The sequence below is a fragment of the Burkholderia sp. Ac-20379 genome (genome assembly GCF_017104645.1).
In the GTDB taxonomy this organism is placed as follows: Bacteria; Pseudomonadota; Gammaproteobacteria; order Burkholderiales; family Burkholderiaceae; genus Burkholderia.
On sequence record NZ_JAAGPF010000022.1, the window covers coordinates 24,253 to 44,438 of the forward strand.

Annotated in this window: 18 protein-coding genes; 4 read left to right on the plus strand and 14 right to left on the minus strand. The window is 65.9% G+C overall.

Annotation, left to right across the window (positions count from 1 at the left end; all coding sequences use genetic code 11):
* Positions 1-8 precede the first annotated feature (8 nt).
* Genes G3N92_RS05135 through G3N92_RS05145 form a run of 3 tightly spaced genes read right to left on the minus strand, consistent with a single transcriptional unit; the run spans position 9 to position 6,906 of the window.
* Complete coding sequence (locus G3N92_RS05135) at positions 9-4,301, minus strand: RHS repeat-associated core domain-containing protein (protein ID WP_339385814.1); 4,293 nt, start codon at positions 4,299-4,301, stop codon at positions 9-11.
* Positions 4,298-4,756 carry a DcrB-related protein gene (locus tag G3N92_RS05140; RefSeq protein WP_206126372.1) on the minus strand — a complete coding sequence of 153 codons (459 nt, stop codon included), beginning with the start codon at positions 4,754-4,756 and terminating at the stop codon, positions 4,298-4,300. The genes G3N92_RS05135 and G3N92_RS05140 overlap by 4 nt, the downstream gene beginning before the upstream one ends.
* A 17-nt stretch (positions 4,757-4,773) precedes the next feature.
* Positions 4,774-6,906, minus strand: a complete 2,133-nt coding sequence (locus G3N92_RS05145) for a type VI secretion system Vgr family protein (protein ID WP_206126373.1) — start codon at positions 6,904-6,906, stop codon at positions 4,774-4,776.
* A gap of 586 nt (positions 6,907-7,492) precedes the next feature.
* Here G3N92_RS05145 and G3N92_RS05150 point away from each other — a divergent pair.
* Positions 7,493-7,888, plus strand: a complete 396-nt coding sequence (locus G3N92_RS05150; RefSeq protein WP_206126374.1) for a hypothetical protein — start codon at positions 7,493-7,495, stop codon at positions 7,886-7,888.
* Between the two features lie 144 nt (positions 7,889-8,032).
* Here the strand turns inward: G3N92_RS05150 and G3N92_RS05155 are convergent, their stop codons facing one another.
* From G3N92_RS05155 to G3N92_RS05170, 4 genes are all read right to left on the minus strand, one after another.
* Positions 8,033-8,356, minus strand: a complete 324-nt coding sequence (locus tag G3N92_RS05155) for a hypothetical protein (RefSeq protein ID WP_206126375.1) — start codon at positions 8,354-8,356, stop codon at positions 8,033-8,035.
* A gap of 29 nt (positions 8,357-8,385) precedes the next feature.
* Positions 8,386-8,796 (minus strand): carboxymuconolactone decarboxylase family protein, encoded by a 411-nt coding sequence (locus G3N92_RS05160; RefSeq protein WP_206126376.1) that lies wholly within the window; start codon positions 8,794-8,796, stop codon positions 8,386-8,388.
* A 93-nt stretch (positions 8,797-8,889) separates the two neighbouring features.
* The gene (locus G3N92_RS05165; protein ID WP_206126377.1) at positions 8,890-9,693 is read right to left on the minus strand and encodes a nucleotidyltransferase domain-containing protein; all 804 of its coding nucleotides are present in this window, start codon (positions 9,691-9,693) and stop codon (positions 8,890-8,892) included.
* A 205-nt stretch (positions 9,694-9,898) separates the two neighbouring features.
* On the minus strand, positions 9,899-11,023 hold the full coding sequence (locus G3N92_RS05170; protein ID WP_206126378.1) for a mandelate racemase/muconate lactonizing enzyme family protein: 1,125 nt from the start codon (positions 11,021-11,023) through the stop codon (positions 9,899-9,901).
* Between the two features lie 267 nt (positions 11,024-11,290).
* Between G3N92_RS05170 and G3N92_RS05175 the strand changes: the two genes are divergently transcribed.
* Positions 11,291-12,346: a LacI family DNA-binding transcriptional regulator gene (locus tag G3N92_RS05175; RefSeq protein WP_206126379.1), complete on the plus strand. Its 1,056-nt coding sequence runs from the start codon at positions 11,291-11,293 to the stop codon at positions 12,344-12,346.
* Between the two features lie 27 nt (positions 12,347-12,373).
* Here G3N92_RS05175 and G3N92_RS05180 read toward each other — a convergent pair whose 3' ends face one another.
* Together G3N92_RS05180 and G3N92_RS05185 are read right to left on the minus strand one after the other, a co-directional pair.
* A complete protein-coding gene (locus tag G3N92_RS05180; RefSeq protein WP_206126380.1) occupies positions 12,374-12,598 on the minus strand; it encodes a hypothetical protein in 225 nt (74 codons plus the stop codon).
* Positions 12,599-12,763: 165 nt separating this feature from the next.
* Positions 12,764-13,117: a hypothetical protein gene (locus tag G3N92_RS05185; protein WP_206126381.1), complete on the minus strand. Its 354-nt coding sequence runs from the start codon at positions 13,115-13,117 to the stop codon at positions 12,764-12,766.
* A gap of 156 nt (positions 13,118-13,273) precedes the next feature.
* Between G3N92_RS05185 and G3N92_RS05190 the strand changes: the two genes are divergently transcribed.
* Positions 13,274-14,596, plus strand: coding sequence for a cation:proton antiporter (locus tag G3N92_RS05190; protein WP_206126382.1), 1,323 nt, complete (start codon positions 13,274-13,276; stop codon positions 14,594-14,596).
* Between the two features lie 87 nt (positions 14,597-14,683).
* Here G3N92_RS05190 and G3N92_RS34870 read toward each other — a convergent pair whose 3' ends face one another.
* The 4 genes from G3N92_RS34870 to G3N92_RS05210 are packed head-to-tail and all read right to left on the minus strand — an operon-like array spanning position 14,684 to position 18,133.
* A complete protein-coding gene (locus tag G3N92_RS34870) occupies positions 14,684-14,878 on the minus strand; it encodes a hypothetical protein (protein WP_241014597.1) in 195 nt (64 codons plus the stop codon).
* Positions 14,879-14,934: 56 nt separating this feature from the next.
* A complete protein-coding gene (locus G3N92_RS05200; RefSeq protein ID WP_206126383.1) occupies positions 14,935-16,134 on the minus strand; it encodes a hypothetical protein in 1,200 nt (399 codons plus the stop codon).
* Positions 16,131-17,381, minus strand: a complete 1,251-nt coding sequence (locus G3N92_RS05205) for an AAA family ATPase (RefSeq protein ID WP_206126384.1) — start codon at positions 17,379-17,381, stop codon at positions 16,131-16,133. The genes G3N92_RS05200 and G3N92_RS05205 overlap by 4 nt, the downstream gene beginning before the upstream one ends.
* Entirely contained in the window at positions 17,381-18,133 is a 753-nt protein-coding gene (locus G3N92_RS05210) for a hypothetical protein (RefSeq protein WP_206126385.1), read from the minus strand. Before G3N92_RS05210 ends, G3N92_RS05205 begins: the two co-directional genes overlap by 1 nt.
* 267 nt (positions 18,134-18,400) lie before the next feature.
* Here G3N92_RS05210 and G3N92_RS05215 point away from each other — a divergent pair, with 267 nt between their 5' ends.
* Positions 18,401-18,865, plus strand: coding sequence for an MEKHLA domain-containing protein (locus tag G3N92_RS05215; RefSeq protein ID WP_206126386.1), 465 nt, complete (start codon positions 18,401-18,403; stop codon positions 18,863-18,865).
* Positions 18,866-18,931: 66 nt separating this feature from the next.
* Here G3N92_RS05215 and G3N92_RS05220 read toward each other — a convergent pair.
* Positions 18,932-20,186 (minus strand): ATP-binding cassette domain-containing protein (locus tag G3N92_RS05220; protein ID WP_206126387.1); only part of this gene is annotated, 1,255 nt, incomplete at its 5' end.

The window sequence follows — 20,186 nt, forward strand, 5'->3', positions numbered from 1 at the left end:
GCTCCGAATTAACATCCGCTGCCTCGCCAAGTTTTCTTTTGCGGGGAGCCGTTTTCTTCCCAAGTGTAGTGAATGGTAGCGCCACTCTGCTCAGCAGCCATCCTCATCTTGCCCTGGCAGGATTTACAGGGGGGGTATTGACCGTCGATCGTCATCACCTGGCCGGGCTCAAGTGGAATCTGACGGACAGCCCGGGCCTCGGTATGCGTCGCAAGAGACGCTCTGGGGAAACCGAGGGCCTTCTCCTCGGGTGTCATGTTTCCGCTTTGCAACCCTTCCGTATGCAGGACGTTCCCTGAAGCGTCGGTGACCGTCACGTTCGCATAATGGGTGCCCTTGCCTGAACCGAACTTGGCAAGACCCCACGGATCGATCCACGAGATCGGGTTCGGCGCATATTGATAGAGGTTCGCTCCCCCCGCCAGCCCTATCGGATCCGGATGGATAAACCGCCCAATGTCGGGATCGTAGAACCGGAACGTGTTGTAGTGCAAGCCAGTCTCGCGATCGAGGTATTGCCCCTGAAAGCGCAGGTTCTGCGGCCGAGGCTCGAAAACCGGCGTGGCAGCTCGAGGAGCTTCAGCGCTCCAGGCCGCCGGCGCCGGCTCAGCCGGACGCGCGATCCACTGCTCTTCGACCGCATTCCCCCAGACCTTGTAGCGCGCCTGCCAGACGATCTCGCCGACCGCATCCGTTAGCTCCTCGGGCATTCCCGACACATCAGTGTGGAAGTAGTAGACCGGATCGCTACCCCCTCCACGGTCATCGTTGGCCGCCGGCGTGCGTCGATCAATACGAGCCAACGGTACATAGCTGTCGGGCTCGTAGAGAAATGTCAACGTCTCAGGGCCGCGCCGCCCATGGAAACTTTCCTGCGCCAGGCGCATGCCGTCCCAGAGGAAATCCGTCCTGGTGTAGCTACCGTTCAGCTTCCGGATCCGCCGGCCGAGGGCGTCGTACTCGAAGTGAGAGATCGACACGCCATTCGGATCCTTCGTCACCACCCTCTTCAACTGATGCCAGTCGTCGTACTCGAACGTCTGCTCGTGGCCGGTACCGCGTCCACGCAGTTTGCGCGCGAGCCGCCCGTACTCGTCGTATTCGAAGCGCTTGTCCTCAAACACCTTCAACTGGTTGTGCTCGACATAGCCGCCCGGATGATCGCTCGACACCAAGTTCGCCGCGGCGTCCCAGCGGAAAACTTCGGCCGGGATGTCCGGTGCCGTCGACAGCTCGATACGGCCCGTCCGGTCGTAGCGATAGCTGGTGGTGCCGCGGCGCTGGTCGTGCTTCTGCAGGACGTCGCCAGCCAGGTCGAACTGCCATTGTTTGGCCAGCAGCGCGTCGGCGCCGGCGTGAGGCGCGGTGGCCACCGACGTGCGTCGGCCGACGCTGTCGTATCGGAATCGGCTGGTCAGCTGGCCCTGCGTGCGCACGATCTCGCGATGCAGGTCGTCGCGCTCGAAATCGGCGATGACCGCGCCGTCGACGCGCACCTGGTGCACGTGGCCCGAGCCGTAGTGCAGCCAGTCGATCGCCTGCTCGCCTGAGATCGTGGTGGTAGTGCGGTTGCCGAGCTCGTCGTAGGCGTGGGTCAGCCAGCCCGTTGGCGTGTACTCCTCGAGAACCTGGCCGCGCCCGTCGTACTTCAGGTTGACGCGGTTCGCGAGCGAAGGGCCGCGCGCGGTGAGCGCATACAGCTCGGCCGCGGCGAGCCGGCCGGCCTTGTCGTACAGATAGCGGCGCCGCGCCTGGCCGACTTCCTTAGCCGTCACGCGGCCGATCGCGTCGCGCTCGAACGTGGTGCGCAGCGCGCCGTCCTGCAGCGCCACGCCGAGCGCGCGTGCGTCGTATTCGTAGCGCCGTGCCCGTCCATCGAGTCCGATCTCCTCGATCAGCTGGTCGCGGCGGTCGTAGCGGAAGTGATAGGTCTCGCGATTCTCGTTCGTGAGGCTGGCCAAGCGGAACGCTTCGTCGTGCCCGAACCGCACGACGCGGCCCGCAGCGTCGACACGCGCGAGCAGCAGGCCACGCGCGTTCCACTCGTAGCGCGTGCTGCGTTGCATCGGATCGGTGACCTGCAGAAGCCGGCCCGCGCCGTCGTAGCGGAACGTCTGCTGCGCGCCGTCTGACTGGACGATCAAGGTGATCCGCCCCATCGCGTCCGCCTCGTACTCAGTGGCGTCGCCCGCGGCGTTGACCACGCGCGCGAGCGCGCCGCGAGCGTCGTAGGCAAAGCGCGTTCTTTTACCCGAGCAGTCGGTGTACGCAGTGATCTGCGCCCGGGCATTCCATTCGAGGTATTTGTAACCACCCCGTGCATCGCGAATCGTATGCACGAGCCCGCGTTCGTCGCGATAGTAGTCGGTCGCGGCGCCAGTCGGGTCACGCTCCTTGATCAGATTCCCGCGATCGTCGTAGCGATAGATCCAGCGTGCGTTTGCGGGATCGGTTTCGGCCACCGGTAGGTCATAGAAGCCATTCCATTCAGTGCGCTCGATGCGTCCCAAGGCGTCGATGCGCAGTGTCTGGCGCCCCTTCTCGTCATACTCGAAGCGCGTCGTGTTGCCGGCCGGGTCGGTCGTGCTCAGAAGCTGCCGGCGGTTATTCCACTCCATGCGCCAAACATGGCCTTCCGCATCGGTGTGGCTCGTTGGTTGCCGGTCTTCGTTCCAGGTCCAGCGAGTGACGCGACCCAACTGGTCGGTGATGGACACCATGCGGTCGTCAAGGTCTGCGTCGAATGTATAGGCCTCACCGTCGTCGGTCCAGTGCCGAACAACCCGTGCGTCGCGCCCGGTTCCGCTCCACGCGTAGAAGCTCCGCAGGCCGCCTGGCAACGTGTGGCGCGTCATCAGGCCGTGCTCGTAGCCAAAGCGTCGCGCAACGTGGCCGGCGCGGTCGGTGACGGTGGCGAGCTCGCCGGCGTCGCTGTATGCGTAGCGAACGAGCGTTTCCGGCTGCTCGCCATCCACACCACGCGTCAACTCGATTTCGGCGACACGCTGCGGATGCTTCGCGTCGTAGACGAGCGTCAACACGCGGCCGGCGCTGTCGAGCAACCGGCCGGGGCGAACCAGATCGCCGCCAACCTCGGATTCGACTTCGATCCAGTTGCCGTTGCGATCCTCGAGCCGCCGCAGCTTCAGCGGTTCGACATCCGCATCGCCGCTTGCACGGCCGAAATCGCGGAATAAGCCTTCGGCGGACTCGACCACGTAATGTCCGCCTTCGGTACAGATCAAATGCATCCCTTCCGGCAGGCTGTAGTGGCTCTCGCCAGGCCGTACAGCCGGAAACATGATGTCCCGGCCCTGCTCGTCCCAGTAGGTGACCGACATCAGTTGGCCATCGATCCGCTCGAGCCGCAACTCGACGCTGATCGGGACGCTCCAGCCCGGCCCGAACAGGCTGTCCGCGCGATCGTCGTGGCTGCTGTAGAAGCGGCGCCATTCGATCGGCAGCGGCCCGGGCAGTACGAAGTCGGTGTCGTCGGCCCCGTCGAGGATCTTCCCGCCGGTGATCACATTCACGGGATGGCCCGCCGAGGGCTTCACGAGGCTGCCCAGCCAGGTTCCGAACGCGCCGGCCGCGAAGTTCACCGCGAGGCATGGCACTGCACTTTTCAGTTCACTCCAGCTCCCCTTGCCCCGGCCGCACAGCGCCAGCGCGATGCCCAGCGCAGCACCGAGCCAGCCCAGGCGGCTCGCGGACTTCACCTCCCGCACGCGCTGAGTTCCGCCGCCGATGAACACGTTGTCCGAGCCTTCGGCGATAGTCCCGTCGCAGGTCGACTTGTCGCCCACGCGCGCGGCCGGCTGGTTGTTGATATAGACGTTGCCCGAACCCTCCGCCACCATCTGCGGCCCAGAGTGATCCTGGCACTGAACGGTGTCCAGGTCGCTGGGCTGCGCGGCACGCGCAGCTGGCCTGTCGTTCACGTAGACGTTGCCTGAGCCGCTAGCGACCTTTCCTTTGATCTGCGGAGGCGCGATGGCGTTGGCGAGCGACTTGGCACCTTCGTCGATCGCGTCGTTCATCCCGCTCGCTTCCATCAGCGCGCCGGAGCCAACGGCAACACCCACACCAATCGCGACCACGAGCGGCGTCGCGAGCCCGGCCGTGCCAATTTCGAGCGCGGCCAGACCGGCAAACACCGCCCCTTCCATAAGATCGGCCACTAGACCACCGATCAACGCACCGCCCACCACCGATCCCAGCGTCCCGACCAGCTCACCCATCAACGAGGTGTGCGAGATCGGATCCTCCTTGCGCGCGGCTGCGGTCGGCTCGGCGCTCACTGGGCGTCTCCGCCGCTCAGCGGGCCGGGCCGGCCCGAGGCCGGCCGGAAGCTCGCGAAGATCCGTTCGGCGATCGCCTGCTGCTCCGCGTTGAGCGGCGCGGCGCTGGTTAGCGTCATCACCAGTACGCGGCCGGCGTCATCCGAGGGGAAGATGGTCTGAAGCTGATGCCAGATCCGGTCGTCCTGCTCAAGCGTGGCGGTGATCTCCAGGCCGGTGCGGCCGCCCACTATGACGGCGCGGCGCGACTGCTCGTTCAGCAGCTTCGCGTCGCGCGATGCAACGTCCCACTCCCGCGCGACGAACGCTTCGAGATCCTCACCGTCGCGAAACCGGCCACGCGCCACGACGAGGTTGAGGCCGCCGGGGCCGACGTTCATCGCGACAATGTTGACGGTTCGATCGAGCGCGGCGTCGGGCAGCTCGAATGTGCCTTCGTGGATGGCGTATTGCATGGTCGGTGGTACCCGGGTCATTTGTTGAGGTCGATGCGCTGGCCGTTGACCATCACGCCGTCGTCGGTCATCAGGATCACCGACCCCTTGTGCTCAAGACGGATGCCTTCGGGAGCAAGCGAGATCGAGCTGTCCTGCACCTTCAGCAAGATGCCCCGCTCAGCGTCGTAGATCTGTGTGCCGCCGCCGCCATCTTTGGCCGGCGTGATCACTTCGACGGTCGTGGCGGTGGTGCTCCGCTGCAGCGCGATGGTTTCGGTCAGGTTGCCTTTGGCGATCTGCTTCGTCTCATCGCCCGCATCGACGCTGATCGTCCGCGAGCCGCCCACGACCTGATGCGTCTCGCTGTCGAGGATCACCGTGTTCATGTCCTTCTGCGCATGGACGAACAACTCCTGCGCCCCGTTCGTGTCGGTCATGCGGATCTCGTTCGCGCCCTGCCCCTTGTGGGTCTGGCTCTTGATGCCCATCGTCTGGCCCGCTGCGCCATCGTAGGGATTGCCTTGCTCGCCGTTGTACACGCGCCCCACGATCACCGGGTTGTCCGGATCGCCTTGATTGAACGCCACCAGCATTTCCTGGCCGATCCGCGGAATCGCGGCCGCGCCCCAGCCGGCTCCAGCCCAGGGCTGGGACACGCGCACCCACATCGAATCGGTGCCGTCCTGCTTGCCGCGGCGGTCCCACAAGAAGTGCAGCTTCACGCAACTGCCGTTCGTGTAAATTTCCTCGCCCTTCGGCCCCACCACGATCGCCGACTGGGTCCCCTGGATGAGCGGTTTCGTGGTGAGGCGCTGCGGCCGGTACGGCACTTTCAACGGCAGCAGGGTGAAGCTGTTGCGATATGGCAGATCGGTTGCGTGTTTGCTGTAGTCGTTCACGGCCTCGTGACGAACCTGCAGGATCGCGTAATCCTGGTTGTCGGCCGCCACGGGATGCCCGGCCACCGCGACGTGGCCGGCCGTGGTCATGCGCCACGCGTAGCCCTGCCCGGTATAAAGTTGCGCCAGCGCTTCCTCCGCCTCGATCGCGTAGCGTGCGTAGCGATCGCCGTCTGCGCTCAAGTCGTAGAGCGACTGATGTTCGAAGCGTTCGGTCGAGTGCAGCCGCGCGTAGTTCAATGTGGTGGACGACTCCACCAGCATGAGCGGCGACGATGGTGCGTGGTAGTTGAAGTCGCGGAACGTCACTTTGCCGACTGCAAAGTGGCTGCCGCGGTTCAGTTGGTCGATGCCGTTGTATTCGCTCGACGCGCTGTCCGAGTACGGCACGCTCGAGAGCCTATCAATGGCCCTGAACACGTTGTTGCTATCGCCGATCGCGAGCGTGTGCTTGCCTTCCTCATACCGGTGCGTCCATACGAGGCCTTCCTGTTCCATCAAACGGGCACAGAAATTGAAATAGGACTCCTGGTACATCACGATGTACTCGATCGGCTTCTGGGTGCCTTGAATGTCGAATGCGTAGTCGCTGAAGCCGTGCTCGGCGAATACGGCGGCCAGGATGTCCTGGGCGGTCTGGTTCTGAAAAATTCGACAATCCGTGGTGCGCGTAAGGAACCAGAACCACGGCACCACGGACATCTGGTAGCGCGTAACAGCGCCGGGATGGCCAACCCGGTCAAATGAAGCCACATAGCCGTCGAAATGCCGCGCGTCGTCGCCGCTGCTGGCTGTGGCGGCGGCCAACAGCGCGGCGCTCGACTGCTGATCGAATTTCAACTTGACCTGCTGACCGATGAGGTCGGCCGCCTTCAGATCGTTGCGGTGGGAAAGCAGATCGAGGTGGATTTCCGGCAGGCGGTTGACGTGCTCGTCGACGACCGCCACGTTGACCAGCAGCACGTCGGCGCCGAGCGGCGTGTCGATCGTGACGTAGCGGTTGAGCTGCGTGAGTGTGGCCGAGCTGCCGGCGACCTGGTTGATGGAGTTGGCGATGGCGCCCGGCTGCTGCTGGAGCAGGGAGAAGCCCGTCTGCGCCAACTGCGTTGCACGCTGCAGGGTGTCGATCTTTCCGGTCAGGCCCGCCAGCGGGCCGACCTGGCTGGCAATGCCGGAGGCGAGCGAGCCCGCCAGGCCACCAAGTCCGGCGGGCGAGCCCAGCGAACTGGCGAAACTGGTCGAGCTGCCGCCGAGTGGCGACAAACTCATTTTGTTTTCCTCATCTCAGGTTCTAGCCCCGAACTCTTGTGGTCCGTGGCCGCCGAATTCTAGCCGATCCGCCTTTCATTCAACATGACACGCCAAGCGTTTCCCTGCGCGTCGCTTCGGGCATGGCTTTCGCGCTTCGCGAGCCTCGCCCCATTCGGGCCTTAATCTAGTCAAGACCGCGCCCCGATGTGGTGTACGCCGCGCGGCATGCGCGTTCTACCCCACCGCTCGCCTTCACCGATCCCGCCAGTCCGTCGCGCAAACAGCGAAGATGGGTAGCATGAAATGCAAACAGCAAGTTTCTCACCAACCTCACCGGAGAGCCTGATGATCTCTGTCGAGTCACCTCGGCGACATAAACATTCAATTTAAAGAAACCAAATTCATCGAGAAGCGCGCCCCGCTCGGCGCCACATTAATTTTGTTATGAAAGGCTATTGAGAATAACAATTTAACACCTGTCAATTTCAGCAGTAGACGCCGAAAATATAAAGAGCTTTGATTGTCGCCTGCGAGTTCAAACCTACTTGCGGGGCGTTTCCCGAAAAGCCAAAAGAGTAGGGTTTATAAGAATCGAGTGACAGAAATGGCAAAATATACCTCGGGGCACGTTATTCAGCATATCGACGGCGTGCCTTTTCCCATGATTTACGAAATTCAATTCCCCGATGGCTTTGATCCGGAGGAAACCTCTGCTGCAGGCGCGGTGACGGCAAGCCCGTTCGGATCCACCGTTACCGGCGTATTCAACTATTCGGCGCAGGGTGAAGCGCGCGTCTTCAGTATGGGGTTGACCTGTACCGTTTCAGGCCACCCCGGCCCGCAAGCCAACTCATGCACGATATTCGTAGGCAACTTCTCGGAGATCGTCGGAAAATTCGCCGGCGTTTCCGGTCAGTTGAGCGGGATCCCCCCTTTCCAAGCATCACCACAAGGCGTTCACGGCTTCGCCAGTGGTCACTTTGTGATTGCATTTGTTTAAAATTTCGACCACATCGCAGCAAATATTATTTTTCAAGAAAATCGATATTTAGTGCCGCACAAAATGAATTTTGATGCGGCATTAAATTCAATCAGATACAGGCTTTTCGTTTTTTGTTTTGCGCAAAATTGTTTGCCATTGCGATCAAAACTCCGAAGCATTCAACCCGAAGCGCCGTCCAATGGCGGCTATCTTCGGCACCAGTTCCAGCCTGACCTCATGCGTGTAATTCGCCACCGCACAGTGTTCGTATAACGTCAGCACGAACGGACGATGCTCCGCGTCATGCCCCAGCGCCTCGCCCACTGCATGACCAAATCCGTCGATATCGGCACGACCGATCGCGGCGTGCGTACCGGTGCGCGCGAACGCCGACGTGATGTCGCCGAATTTGACACCCGACTTTTTGCGCTTGGCTGGCGTGTCGTAATCGTCGGACCAGCGCCACAGAAGCAAGTTGTATGTCATCGTCGATTCACGAAGTGGTCGAAACGCGCTTACGCCCCGCCCGAGCCCACCATGAACGCCTCGTCGGTCGGCACGCCGAGCGCGGTCACCAGCCGGTTGGTTTCCGACGCCATCCCCACGATCGCCAGCATTTCCGCGTATTCCTCGTCGGTCATGCCCTTGGCCCGCGCGCCGGCCGTGTGCGAGTGGATGCAATAGGCGCAGCCGTGCGCGATCGACACGGCCACGTACAGCATTTCCTTCGTCTTCGGATCGAGCGCGCCCGGCGCCATCACTTCCTTGATGCTTTCCCAGGTGCGCTTGAGCGTCTTGGGATCGTGCGCGAGCGCGCGCCAGAAGTTGTTCACGAAATCGGAATTGCGCGTCGCGCGAATATCGTCGAAGACGGCTTTCGCGGCGGGCGACAGTTCGTCGTCGGCAAGCAAGGTTACGGTGGTCATGGGCGAGCCTTTCGAGCGGTTGCGGCCGGGACGGGATGCCCCAGCCGGCGGATTCGACATGGTAGACGGCCCGGCGTTTCGTGCGCCGCGCGTTTACCCCTGCGTGACACGCCTCAGGAACCCATCGAGCATGGCGATTTCGCCTTCCGCGCGCTTGTAGTCGGCCTCGATCTCCGCCTCGCGCAGCATCGTCTCGATGAATGCGTGGATGGCCGGCCGGCGCGGGCCGATCTCGGCCTCGCCGGCGCGCATCTTGATGGCGAGCAACGCGTTGATCTCGCCGAGCAAGGCGGCGTCCGTCACGGTGCCGGCAACCAGATCGGCGAAACGCATCGGCGGCATGCCCTTCCCCGCATCGATCCAGCGCACGGCCAGCAACGGGCGCAGCACGTAAAGGTATTTCTTGTAGCGAACGTCGTCGCCCTGCAGGTAGCCGCGAAAGTTCTTCTTGGCCATCGACAGGTAGTGATACCGCCCGCGCATCGGCGCAAAGAACGCCCGCGCCAACGCCTTGAGTTCGCTCGTATAAGCGGGATCCTGCAGATACACCACCGGGGAATCGAGCCATTCGAGCAGCGTCGGATTGGAACGATGCAGCAATTGCAGCGCCTTGCGGATTTCCCATCCGCTGACATCGAGCTCGTCGTCGATCGGCTTTTCGATCACGTCGCGTTGCGGCTCCACGCGCAGATACCACTCGAGCTTGTGCACGTAGAGAAACCGCACGTCGTAGTCGCTATCGGGCGAGGCGAAACCCCAGCCGCGGCTGCCCGACTCGCAGGCATACAGGATCTTGACGTCGTGCGTGCTTTCGATCGCCGCCAATTCGGCCATGATGCACTCGCGCACATCGGGATCGATGGGATGGTCGCTCAGGACCGGCAGAGTCGATGTCATATTTTCGGTGTGGTGCGCGATCGGCGTCGCATGGTTTTTCTCGCCCCCGCCGCGTGCTCGACGCGGGGATGCGCTCGGAAGCCGACCAGCATATCGCGTCCTCGCCCGAATGCAACCGCATCGCCCGCCGGCAACGTTCGACGCTCGGCGTTCAACACCCAACGCTCGCGCCGCGCCCGTCATCGCAAGGCGCGCAGCGAAGCGATCAGATCCGCGCGTGCGCGGCGCGCCAGTGCAGCGCCTGCTCGGACAGGCTGAAGCCGAAGCCCGGCCGGTCGGGCAGCTGCATCCGGCCATCCTGGATCGCGAGGCGTTCGTTGAACGCGGGCTCAAGCCACTCGATATGCTCGACCCAGGTTTCGCCCGAAAACGCCGCGGCCACGTGCGCGTGCTGCTCCATCACGAAATGCGGCGCGAGCTTCAGGCGCTGCTGCTCGGCCGCCGCCATGATCTTCAGGAACGGCGTGAAGCCGCCCACGCGCGGCACGTCGGGCTGCAGGAACGCCGCCGAGCGATGCGCGATCAGTTGCTGCACCTCGGCCACGCTGCTCAGCATCTCGCCGGTGGCGATCGGCGTGCGCAGCTTGTCCGCGAGCCGCGCGTGGCCGACGTAGTCGTAGGCGCTCAGCGGCTCCTCCAGCCACACCAGATCGAATTCGTCGAGCGCGAGGCCGGCGCGCAGCGCCGTCGTGTAATCCCACTGCTGGTTCGCATCGGCCATGATCGGCACCGCGTCGCCCACATGGCGGCGCACCGCGCGCACGCGCTCGATGTCCTTGCGCAAATCGGGCTGGCCGACCTTCAGCTTGATGCCGCCGAGGCCGCGCTCGAGCGAGCGATCGACGTTGCGCAGCACGTCGTCGAGCGTCGCGTTCAGATACCCGCCCGAGGTGTTGTAGCACGGGATCTCGGTGCGATACGCGCCGAGCAGCCTGCCGATCGGCAGCCCTGCCCGCTTCGCCTTCAGATCCCACAGCGCGGTATCGAACGCGGCGATCGCCTGCACGGCCAGGCCGCCGCGCCCGATCGAGGCGCCCTGCCACGCGAGCTTCTCCCACAAGCGGCCGATGTCGTTCGGATCCTCGCCGATCAGGAACGGCGCCAACTCCTGCGCGTGCGCGAAGATCGCCGCGCTGCCGGCGCGCAGCGTGTAGCTGAAGCCGAAACCGCGCTCGCCCTGCGCCGTCTCGATGCCGGCCGTCAGCAGCGCGACGTGCGAGAGCGGCGGCTGGCGGCCGGTCAGGACCTTGGCGTCGCTGACGGGGTGCTGCAACGGCACCTGAACGAGCGACAGTTCGACGTGCCGGATGGGGTCGGCCTGATATGACATGCATGACCTCGATAAGGAAAGGATGGTCGCGATTGCGAAATGACAGCGCTATCATATTGAGTCGAAGAAACGTTTACCTATCCGCGTAAACGCGTATTTTTGTCTTTTAAACATGTAGATGAACTCGAAACAGCGCTTCACATCCATCAATGACAGCCCTATCATTCGTGGATCGGCAATGTGCCTGGCGCGCCCCGCCGCCGCAACCCGGGGCGAAAAGGCACAATGCTCGTCCCGACAGGCATGGCGACAACAAGGACACGGAACATGGGAAGGCCGACATCGAAGCCGCACGAGACAAACGCGGACGCCGCCGGGCCGGCGGATGCCGCGGCCGGCGGCGTGACGCTGGCCGATGTCGCGCGCCTGAGCGGCGTCTCGCCGATCACCGTCTCGCGCGCGCTGAACCAGCCGAACATCGTGTCGGAGCACACGCGCGAGCGCGTGATGGAGGCCGTGCACCGGCTCGGCTACCTGCCGAACCTGGCGGCCGGCAGCCTCGTCACGCGGCGCAGCCACCTGGTGGCGGCGCTGGTGCCGAGCATCAGCACGCTGATGTTCGCGCGCATGATCGAGAGCTTCGAGGCGCGGCTGCGCGAGCACGGCTACGAGGTGATCCTCGGCGTGACGAACTACGACATCCACCGCGAGGAGCAATTGCTCCAGACCATCCTGCGCCGCCGCCCCGACGCGGTATTCCTGACCGGCGTCACGCACACCGCGCAGAGCCGCAGCTGGCTGCTCGGCTCGGGCATTCCGGTGGTGGAAACCTGGGATCTGACGCGCTCGCCGATCGACATGCTGATCGGCTTCTCGCACGAGGAAATCGGCCGCGCCACCGCGCGCTTCCTGCTGTCGAAGGGCTATCGCCGTTTCGGGCTGCTGACCACCACCGAGGAACGCGCGCAATTGCGCGAGAAAGGCCTGATCGCCGAACTGCGCGCACATCCCGACGCGCGCCACCACACCATCCACGTGCTGCCGCCCACCACGCTGCGCTCGGGCCGCGCCGGGCTCAGCGAGTTGCTGGAGACGGATTTCCAGCCCGACGCGGTGGTCTGCTCATCGGATTCGACCGCGCACGGCGCGATCGTCGAGGCGATCCATCGCGGCTGCGCGGTGCCGGGCCAACTGGCGGTGATGGGCTTCGGCGACATGACGTCCGCCGCCGACATCGAGCCGAGCCTCTCGACGGTGCGCATCGATCCGGCGATGATCGGCGCGACCGCCGCGCAGGCGCTGCTCGACAAGCTGGAGCGCGGCGGCCATGCCGAGCGGGTGGTGGATCTGGGGTTCGAGATTTGCGCGCGGGCGAGCACGTGAGGGAAACAACCGGCCCGCATGGGCCACTCAACCGCGCTCGTCGTTCGGGCTCGGCTCGTCGAACCGCGCCCGCTCCCCTCGCGCACTGACCGGCAACGGCGGCACGCGCTCCGGATCGCGCACCGGCTCCGGCGGCACGCCGGGCACATCGTCCTGGCCCGGCGGATCGGCCGGATCGGGATCGGGCATCGGCGGAATATGAGAGGCGGACATCGCGAACCGGCGGTTCGCCGCAATGGGCATCGTGTTCATCGTTTCTCCTGTCGGGATCGGGCCGGCCCGGCCATCGGCATCGGGCGCGGGTTGCCCGACGGGTACGCAATGCGCGTGCCGCCCGCCATACCGGGCGAGGCGGCCGCGCGCGTCAGCCCGTTTTTGCCACAGGCTTTGTAGATTCTGCCTGGCCGGCCCGCTTCGTCACTGCCCCTGCGCGGCGCTGCCGCCCTGGCCCGGCATGCCCGGCGCCGGGTAATGCGGGTTTTCGCCGCGCGCCCCCTTCGGCTTGCGCGTGTGCGGCTTCATGCCGTTGCCGCCGGGGCTGGCGCCCTGTATCGGCGTCGCGCCCTGGCCGGCCACGCCCGAGGCCGGGTAATGCGGCGTCTCGCCCCGCGCGCCCTGCGGCGTGTTGGTGGAGGCCTGCATGCTGCCGGCCGGCGCGGATTGCACGGCAGTCTGCGCATGCGCGCCCGGAGACGCGGCCAGCACGGCGGCCAGCGATGCGCCGGCGGCGGCGCGGAGAAGTTGCAAGAGGGTCGGTTTCACGAGTTGCATGGTCGGCTCCTTGGAATCACCGGTTGCGGGTTGAGGAACCGCCGGAGCACGCAAGGCGCGTTCCGCGTCATGGCCGGCGCGCGGCGCGATCCTTGCTCGCCCTCCGAAATGGTGGCGCGCGCAACCTTCCGCGCCATCCGCGACGGAGGAATCCCGATGCTTCACGAAACCCTGTGGTATCTGATGGTCGGCGGCGTGCTGATCGTGGTGGGCGCGACGAGTTCCGCGCTCCATCGTTTGCCGTGCAGCACGGCGATGATCTATCTGGCCGTCGGCGCGGCGCTCGGGCCGGCCGGGCTCGGCATGATGCATCTCGATCTCGAACGCGACGCGACGCTGCTGCGGCGGATCGCCGAAGTCGCGCTGCTGGTGTCGCTGTTCGCGATCGGGCTGCGCCTGCGCGTGGCCGCGCTCGACCGGCGCTGGCTGCTGCCGGTGCGGCTCGGCTTCATCGCGATGATCGTCACGGTGCCGCTGCTGGCCGCGGCGGCGGCCGGGCTGCTCGGCCTGGACTGGGGGCCGGCGCTGCTGCTGGCGGCGATGCTCGCGCCGACCGATCCGGTGCTCGCCCACGACGTGCAGGTGCGCAACCCCGGCGACGTCGATCTGGTGCGCTTCGCGCTGTCCGGCGAGGGCGGCCTGAACGACGGCATCTCGCTGCCGCTCGTGCTGGCCGGCCTCGCGCTGTGCGGCCAGCTCGACGTGACGCACGGCGCCGCGCCCGCCTCGCTGCCGTTCCTGCTGCACATCACATGGGGCATCGCCGGCGCGCTCGCGATCGGCGCGGGCCTGGGCTGGATCACCACCCACGGCATCACGCGGCTGCGCACGCAGCACGCGCAGGCGCTCGGGCTGGAAGGCTTCTTCGCGCTCGGCCTGATCGTGATCGCGTTCGGCCTCGCGCAACTGGCCGACACGTTCGGCTTCCTGTCCGCGTTCGCGGCCGGCGTGGCGATGCGGCGCGCAGAGCATCGCGCGAGCGGCCCGAGCGCGCCGACCGAGGTGATCGGCACGATCGATTCGAACGACATCGGCGCGACCGAACGCGATCCGCAGCGCGCCCACGCCTACATGGCCGAATCGGTGCTCGGCTTCACGATCGAACTCGAGCGGATTGCGGAAGTGGTGATCATGACGATGATCGGCAGCCTGCTCCCCGCGCTGGTGGCGACGCAATTCTCGTGGCCGATGGCCGCGCTCGCCGCGGCGCTGATGCTGGCGATCCGGCCGCTGGCCGCGATGCTGTCGCTGGCCGGCTCGCCCGCGAGCGCCACGCAGCGCCGCCTGATCGGCTGGTTCGGGATTCGCGGGATCGGCTCGTTCTACTACTTGCTGTTCGCGATCGAACACGCGCCGAACGTGGCCCGGCCGCTCGCGCCCGCGGTGCTCGGCGTGATCGCGCTGTCGGTGATCGTGCATGGCGTGTCGGCCACGCCGTTGATGGATCGCTATCACCGCTTCGGGCGGCTGCGTCATTGACGGCGGCTCAGGCTGTCACCGTTCACCACCCCCAGCGCACCCCGGCGTTGCCCGTGACGGTGCGCGGGTGTTCGCCGCCGAGGTTGGTCAGATAGCTGAGCGTGACGTACGCGCTGCCGCGCTCAGTTGCGCGGCCAGCCTGACGCCGATCTGCCCGGCGGTCTGGCCGACCTGCGTGCCGAGCGCGTTCGACACCACCGCATCGACGCTGCCGCCGCTGGTGGCCGTGCCCGTCGTCTGGGATGTCTGGGATTTCCGAGATCCATCGATCGAATTGACCAACCCCGCATTTCGCCCGATTGCACCGGCAAGCCCGGGCGCATTTCGCGCCCGCCGCCTCAAGACGCTGCAGCCGATGCGGCCGACGCAGCCGGCGTGGCCGGTTTGCCGGAATCGAACGCTTGCTTGAATTTGGGCCAGAAGCCCTGCCCCCACGCGCGAAGCTTGTCGACATAGGCGAGCTTCTCGGGAAAACGTCCGATGTGCGTCGCGTGCCAGTCCGATTCCCCTGCCGACAACACCGAACCCGATTTGATGCCGTCCAGTTCCGGCGAAAACATGTACGACACTTCCAGCAAGCCCCAGCTTTCCAGCCGGCTGAAGCGCACGAACATCAGATCCTGCGGGTAATCCACGCCCTTTGCCGCGAGATCGCCGGCGGCACGGCGGTCGAGTCCGTCGATCCTCATGGCCCGGTCCGCCCATGCGTTCCAGGGCGGCGTGTAGTAATTATTGATCAACCAGCATCCCAGGCCCGGCGCATCGGACGAATCGACGAACACGTAGTTCGTGTTCGGATTGCCCTCCATGCAGCCGTTCAGCGAGCGGATGGCTGGCGCACTCTGCGTCGGGTCGGCGTGCACCGCGGCAATCCGGATGGCGCCCACCAGCCGCTTGTGCTCGATGCGCCCCATGAAATACGCGGAACCGACATAGCCTTTCGAATGCACGCCGCCGCGCGCCAGCACGGCCCATTCGCCCGCCGGCAACGGCAGGTCGTATCCGTCGATGCGGATCGATTGACGATAGGTTCGCCCGACGAACGCGGGATTGAGGCCGGACGGATCCTGCGTCCCGCCCGCCATGGCGATCTGTGCGGCAACCGGCGCCGGTGCCGGTGTCAGTGCGTTGGCAGCGCCGCCTGCCGTCTGTATCGCGCCGTGCGATGCGGAGGCGCCCGAAGCATCGGGATCGGCCGATTTCGTCTTCCGGCCATCCGCACGCGGTTTTCCCGCCACGCTGGCCAGCGTGGCCTGCGACGCCGCTGGCTTCACGGCGCTGGCCGCGGGCGCGGCGACCTGAGCCACGGCGGGCGCAACCGGCGCGGCTTGAGGATCGGGATTGGACGATGGCGCACGATAGCTGATCGCTTCGGGCAAAGGCGGCGCGGCCGTAACCGGCGTCGTGCGCCAATGCGGCGGAAACCCGACCACACCCAGCGTCAGCAACGCCGCCGCGCACACGCTCAGCCGCCACAGAGGCGCGCGAGACCAAAGCGATGCATCGCCAGCCGGCGCGTCCTGCCATGGCGTGTTCATCGCTCCGGCCTCGCAACCACGGTTCCCGCCGACAATTCAAGCGCCACTTTCGTATGGCCCTGCTGTTTCGCGTCGATCAGCGTATCCGCCAGCGATTCCTCGACGGCCCGCAGCAAATCCCGCGACGAGGCGCCGAGCCCCAGGCGTTGCTGGCGTCGCATCATGTCCACCAGGATCTCGGGATCGATGCCCTGCTCCGCGACGTCGAGCCCGTATCCCTTGATCATCGCCTCGATTTCGAGTGCCGCCACCCGTGCGATATCGAGACCGGACAGCGCGCGAAACACGAAGATCCGGTCGATCCGGTTCAGGACTTCCGGCGCGAAGCCCGCCTCGCGCAGCGCGTTCGTCGAGGCGCGGCGCAAGCCGTCGGGATCGTCGGCCAGACTGGTGCTCAAGGCCTGCAGATCGTCGGTCGCCGCATTGGTGGTCAGGACGAAAATCGCGCGCGTGGTGGAAATCTGCCGGCCGTCGGACGCCTCGGTCACGAAGCCGTCGTTCCAGGCGGTCAGGAAATTCTTGTGAACCTCGGGATGCGCCTTCTCGATCTCGTCGAGCAGCACGACGGCATCGGGCGTGTCGCGCAGCGCGGCGGTCAGCTTGCCGTACGTGTTCGAGCCGACATACCCCTTGGCCGCCCCGAACAGTTGCGTGGCCGCATGCGCGCCGCCCGAGAACTGCGTCATGTCGAAATGCAGCAGGCGGCGCCCCAGGTCTTCGGCCAGACACTTGGCCAGATAGGTTTTGCCGGTGCCGGGCGGGCCCGCGAGCATGAACACGCCGATCGGCTTGTTGCGCTGCCGCAGTGCAAGACGGCGGCGAATCTGCGCGGCGATGTCGTCGCACACGGCGTCCTGTCCGATCACCCGGCTCTTGAGCGACAGGGCGAGCCGCTCCGCATCGATCACTTGCGGTTCGGGCTCCTGGGCCAGTTTGTCTTCCAATACCCGGCGATTCGTCAACCGATCAAGCGCATCCATGAGCCACCCGTTTACCTTTCGATGGGAATTCCCGCGTCGAGACCGGTCGTGAAACCATCCCGCGAACACAACCAACCAGAACAGCACGGCGAGTGCGAATACCCACCATGCCTGCGCATGCAGAATATCGGCCGCCTTGTTTTCAAAACGGCTCAGGCCGCCGCCATTCGGGCTGTGCAATAAAAGAAACTGAATCAGCGAAATCGCGACAAGCAGGACGACGGCAAGCGGCGCATAACGGGCCGCCATGGTATTAAGCCAGCGCATTACGGTGTCCTGACGTTGAGATTCAATACCTGGCCTTCGCTCATGACCGGCAGCACGGCTTGCGTCGCGCCCGATGCGAGGCCCACCGTGATCCCGCCGCCGTCGCCGTCGCGCACGCCGGTCATGCGGAGCTGGCCGTCGGCCGGCACCGGCACGGCGAAGGTGATGCCCTGCTTGGTCAACGACACCGTCCGCGCATAGCCCCCGCTTTCGATGCGCACCGCGTCGCCGTCCTCGACATCGGTGTCCCAAAGGCGGATCCACACCAGTTGCGGATGCGACTGCCGCGCGGCGGCCGGTGCGGGACGCGCCACCGGAGCAGGAACAGGAGCGGGAGCAGGCACTGCGGCGGCGTTCGGCCGGCCGGCGTTCTGCGCGGGTGCCGCCGCATGGGGCGCGGCGGCAGGCGGCGCGACATGAAGGCGTGCGAACAGGGCGTCGCGATCGTTGGCGGCCAGATGCATCGAATCGATGGCGGCCGGAATGTCGTCGGGCGTCACGCCAGCCAGCGGCAGCGCCCCGCGCGATTCGAATGCTTCGATGCGGGCCTGACGGTCTGCCGTGCTGACGCTGTCGCCCGCATGTGCCGCAAGCAGCGTGCTGCCCGACGTATAGAACACGGCGCCCGCGATCAGCGCGGCGGCAACCGCGGTGGCGGCAATGGACTTCGGCACGACGACACTGCGTTGAGATTGCGTGACGGCCTGTTCGTCAGGTTTCGCGCCTGGTCTTTCCATGCCCATGAAGCCCACACCCCGATTTTTCTCTCGATGACCCGATATTTTGATAAAGCGCTCGGGTCAGACGGCGAAGAGAATATCGCTATTCGAAGTAACTGGGAATCTAAAATGGCACGCGATTAAATCAATTACAGATTACCGACTGAAATATATCCAAAGCATTTTATTTATTACAGATCGCCTTGATCTCGCCGGAACACGCACTCGCCGCGACATCGCCGAGCCGCGCCGCCCATGCGCTTCGGGTATGCTCCAAGGCCCGAGTCCGCCGTCACGCCCATGCTCCCGCTCCACAGCGCCCCCGAGTTCTACCGCCTCCTCGCCGACAGCCACGCCCGCCTGCTCGGCAAACCGCTCGTGCCGCACGGCGACAGCCTCTCGCCTGCCGAGGCCGCCGCATGGCTCTACGAACACGCGCCGTTCGCCGTGCTCGCGCACAACACCGCCGCCGATCCCGTGTTCATCTACGGCAACAAGGCCGCGCAGCAGCGCTTCGGCTACGACTGGGATGAAATCACCCGGCTGCCGTCGCGGCTGTCGGCCGAGGCGCCGAACCGCGAGGAGCGGCAGCGCTTTCTCGAACGCGTGCAACGGCTCGGCTACGAAGCCGGTTACCGGGGCGTGCGGATCACGAAATCGGGCCAGCGCTTCATGATCGAGGAAGCCACGCTGTGGCAGTTGATCGATGCGGACGGCACGCTGCACGGCCAGGCCGTGACCATCCTGCGCACGCGCGAGCTCTGATCCGCGGCCGCCGCGCGCGGCGGCGGCCGACGAACTCAAACAGCAATCAAACAGCAGGCGGCGCACTCAAGCCGCCGCCAACGCCTCCCGATCCGCGCCCTGCCTGCGCCGCCGCCCCGGCGACGCGGCCAGCAACTGCCGCGTGTAATCGGCGCGGGGCGCGTCGAGCACGGCCTGGGCCTCGCCCGCCTCGACCACCTTCCCATCCTTCATCACGAGCACGCGATCGCTGACATGGCGGATCACGTCGAGATCGTGCGAGATGAAGATCAGCGACACGCCGAGCGACGCCTGCAATTCGCCGAGCAGATCGAGCACTTGCGCCTGCACGTAGACGTCGAGCGCGGACACCGGCTCGTCGCACACGATCAGCGCCGGTTCGGCCGCCACCGCGCGCGCGATCGCGATGCGCTGCCGCTGCCCGCCCGACAGCGATGCGGGCCGCCGCTCGAGATAGCTGCCGTCGAGTCCCACGCGCTCCAGCAGCGCGACCGCGCGCGCCGCGTGCTCGGCCTTCGGCAGCCGCGCGGCGTACAGGCCGTCGTCGAGCAGCTCGCGCACGGTGTGACGCGGATCGAACGAGCCGAGCGGATCCTGCGGGATATAGCGCAGCCGGGGCCGCGCGTCGCGCCGGTCGCGCTCGCGGGCGCCCGCGCCGTTCCAGCGCCGGCCGAGGAATTCGACATCGCCGGCGCTCGGTTCGAGCAGACCGAGCACGATGTTCGCGGTGGTGCTCTTGCCCGAGCCCGATTCGCCGACGATGCCGAGCACCTCGCCGCGCCGCACCGAGAACGACACATCGTCGAGCGCGACGAACGGCGCGCCGCCGCGTTGCGGATAAGCCTTGCCGATGCCGTTCACGCGCAGCACCACGTCGCCGTCCGGGCCGGGCGAACGCCGCTCGGGCAACGGCTCCCGCACGATCTGCAATGCGCCGCGCGCGTCTTCGGCGGCCCCCTGATCGTCGCCCGACTCAACCGAATCGGCCGATTCGACCGAGTCGGCCAGCCGCGCGGTGGCGAGCCGATGCCCGCGCGAACGGCCGTCCGGCTGCGCGGCCAGCAACTGCCGCGTGTAGCGATGCGCGGGCCACGCCAGCACGCTGCGCGTCGGGCCGCTGTCGACCACCTCGCCGCGATGCATGACGAGCACGCGGTCGGCAATCCCCTCCACCACGGCCAGATCGTGGCTGATCAGCAGCAAGCCGATGCCGGCGCGCAGCCGTTCCGCGAGCACGGCCAGCACCTGCGCCTGCACGGTCACGTCGAGCGCGGTGGTGGGTTCGTCGGCGATCACGAGCGGCGGCGCGGCGGCGATCGCC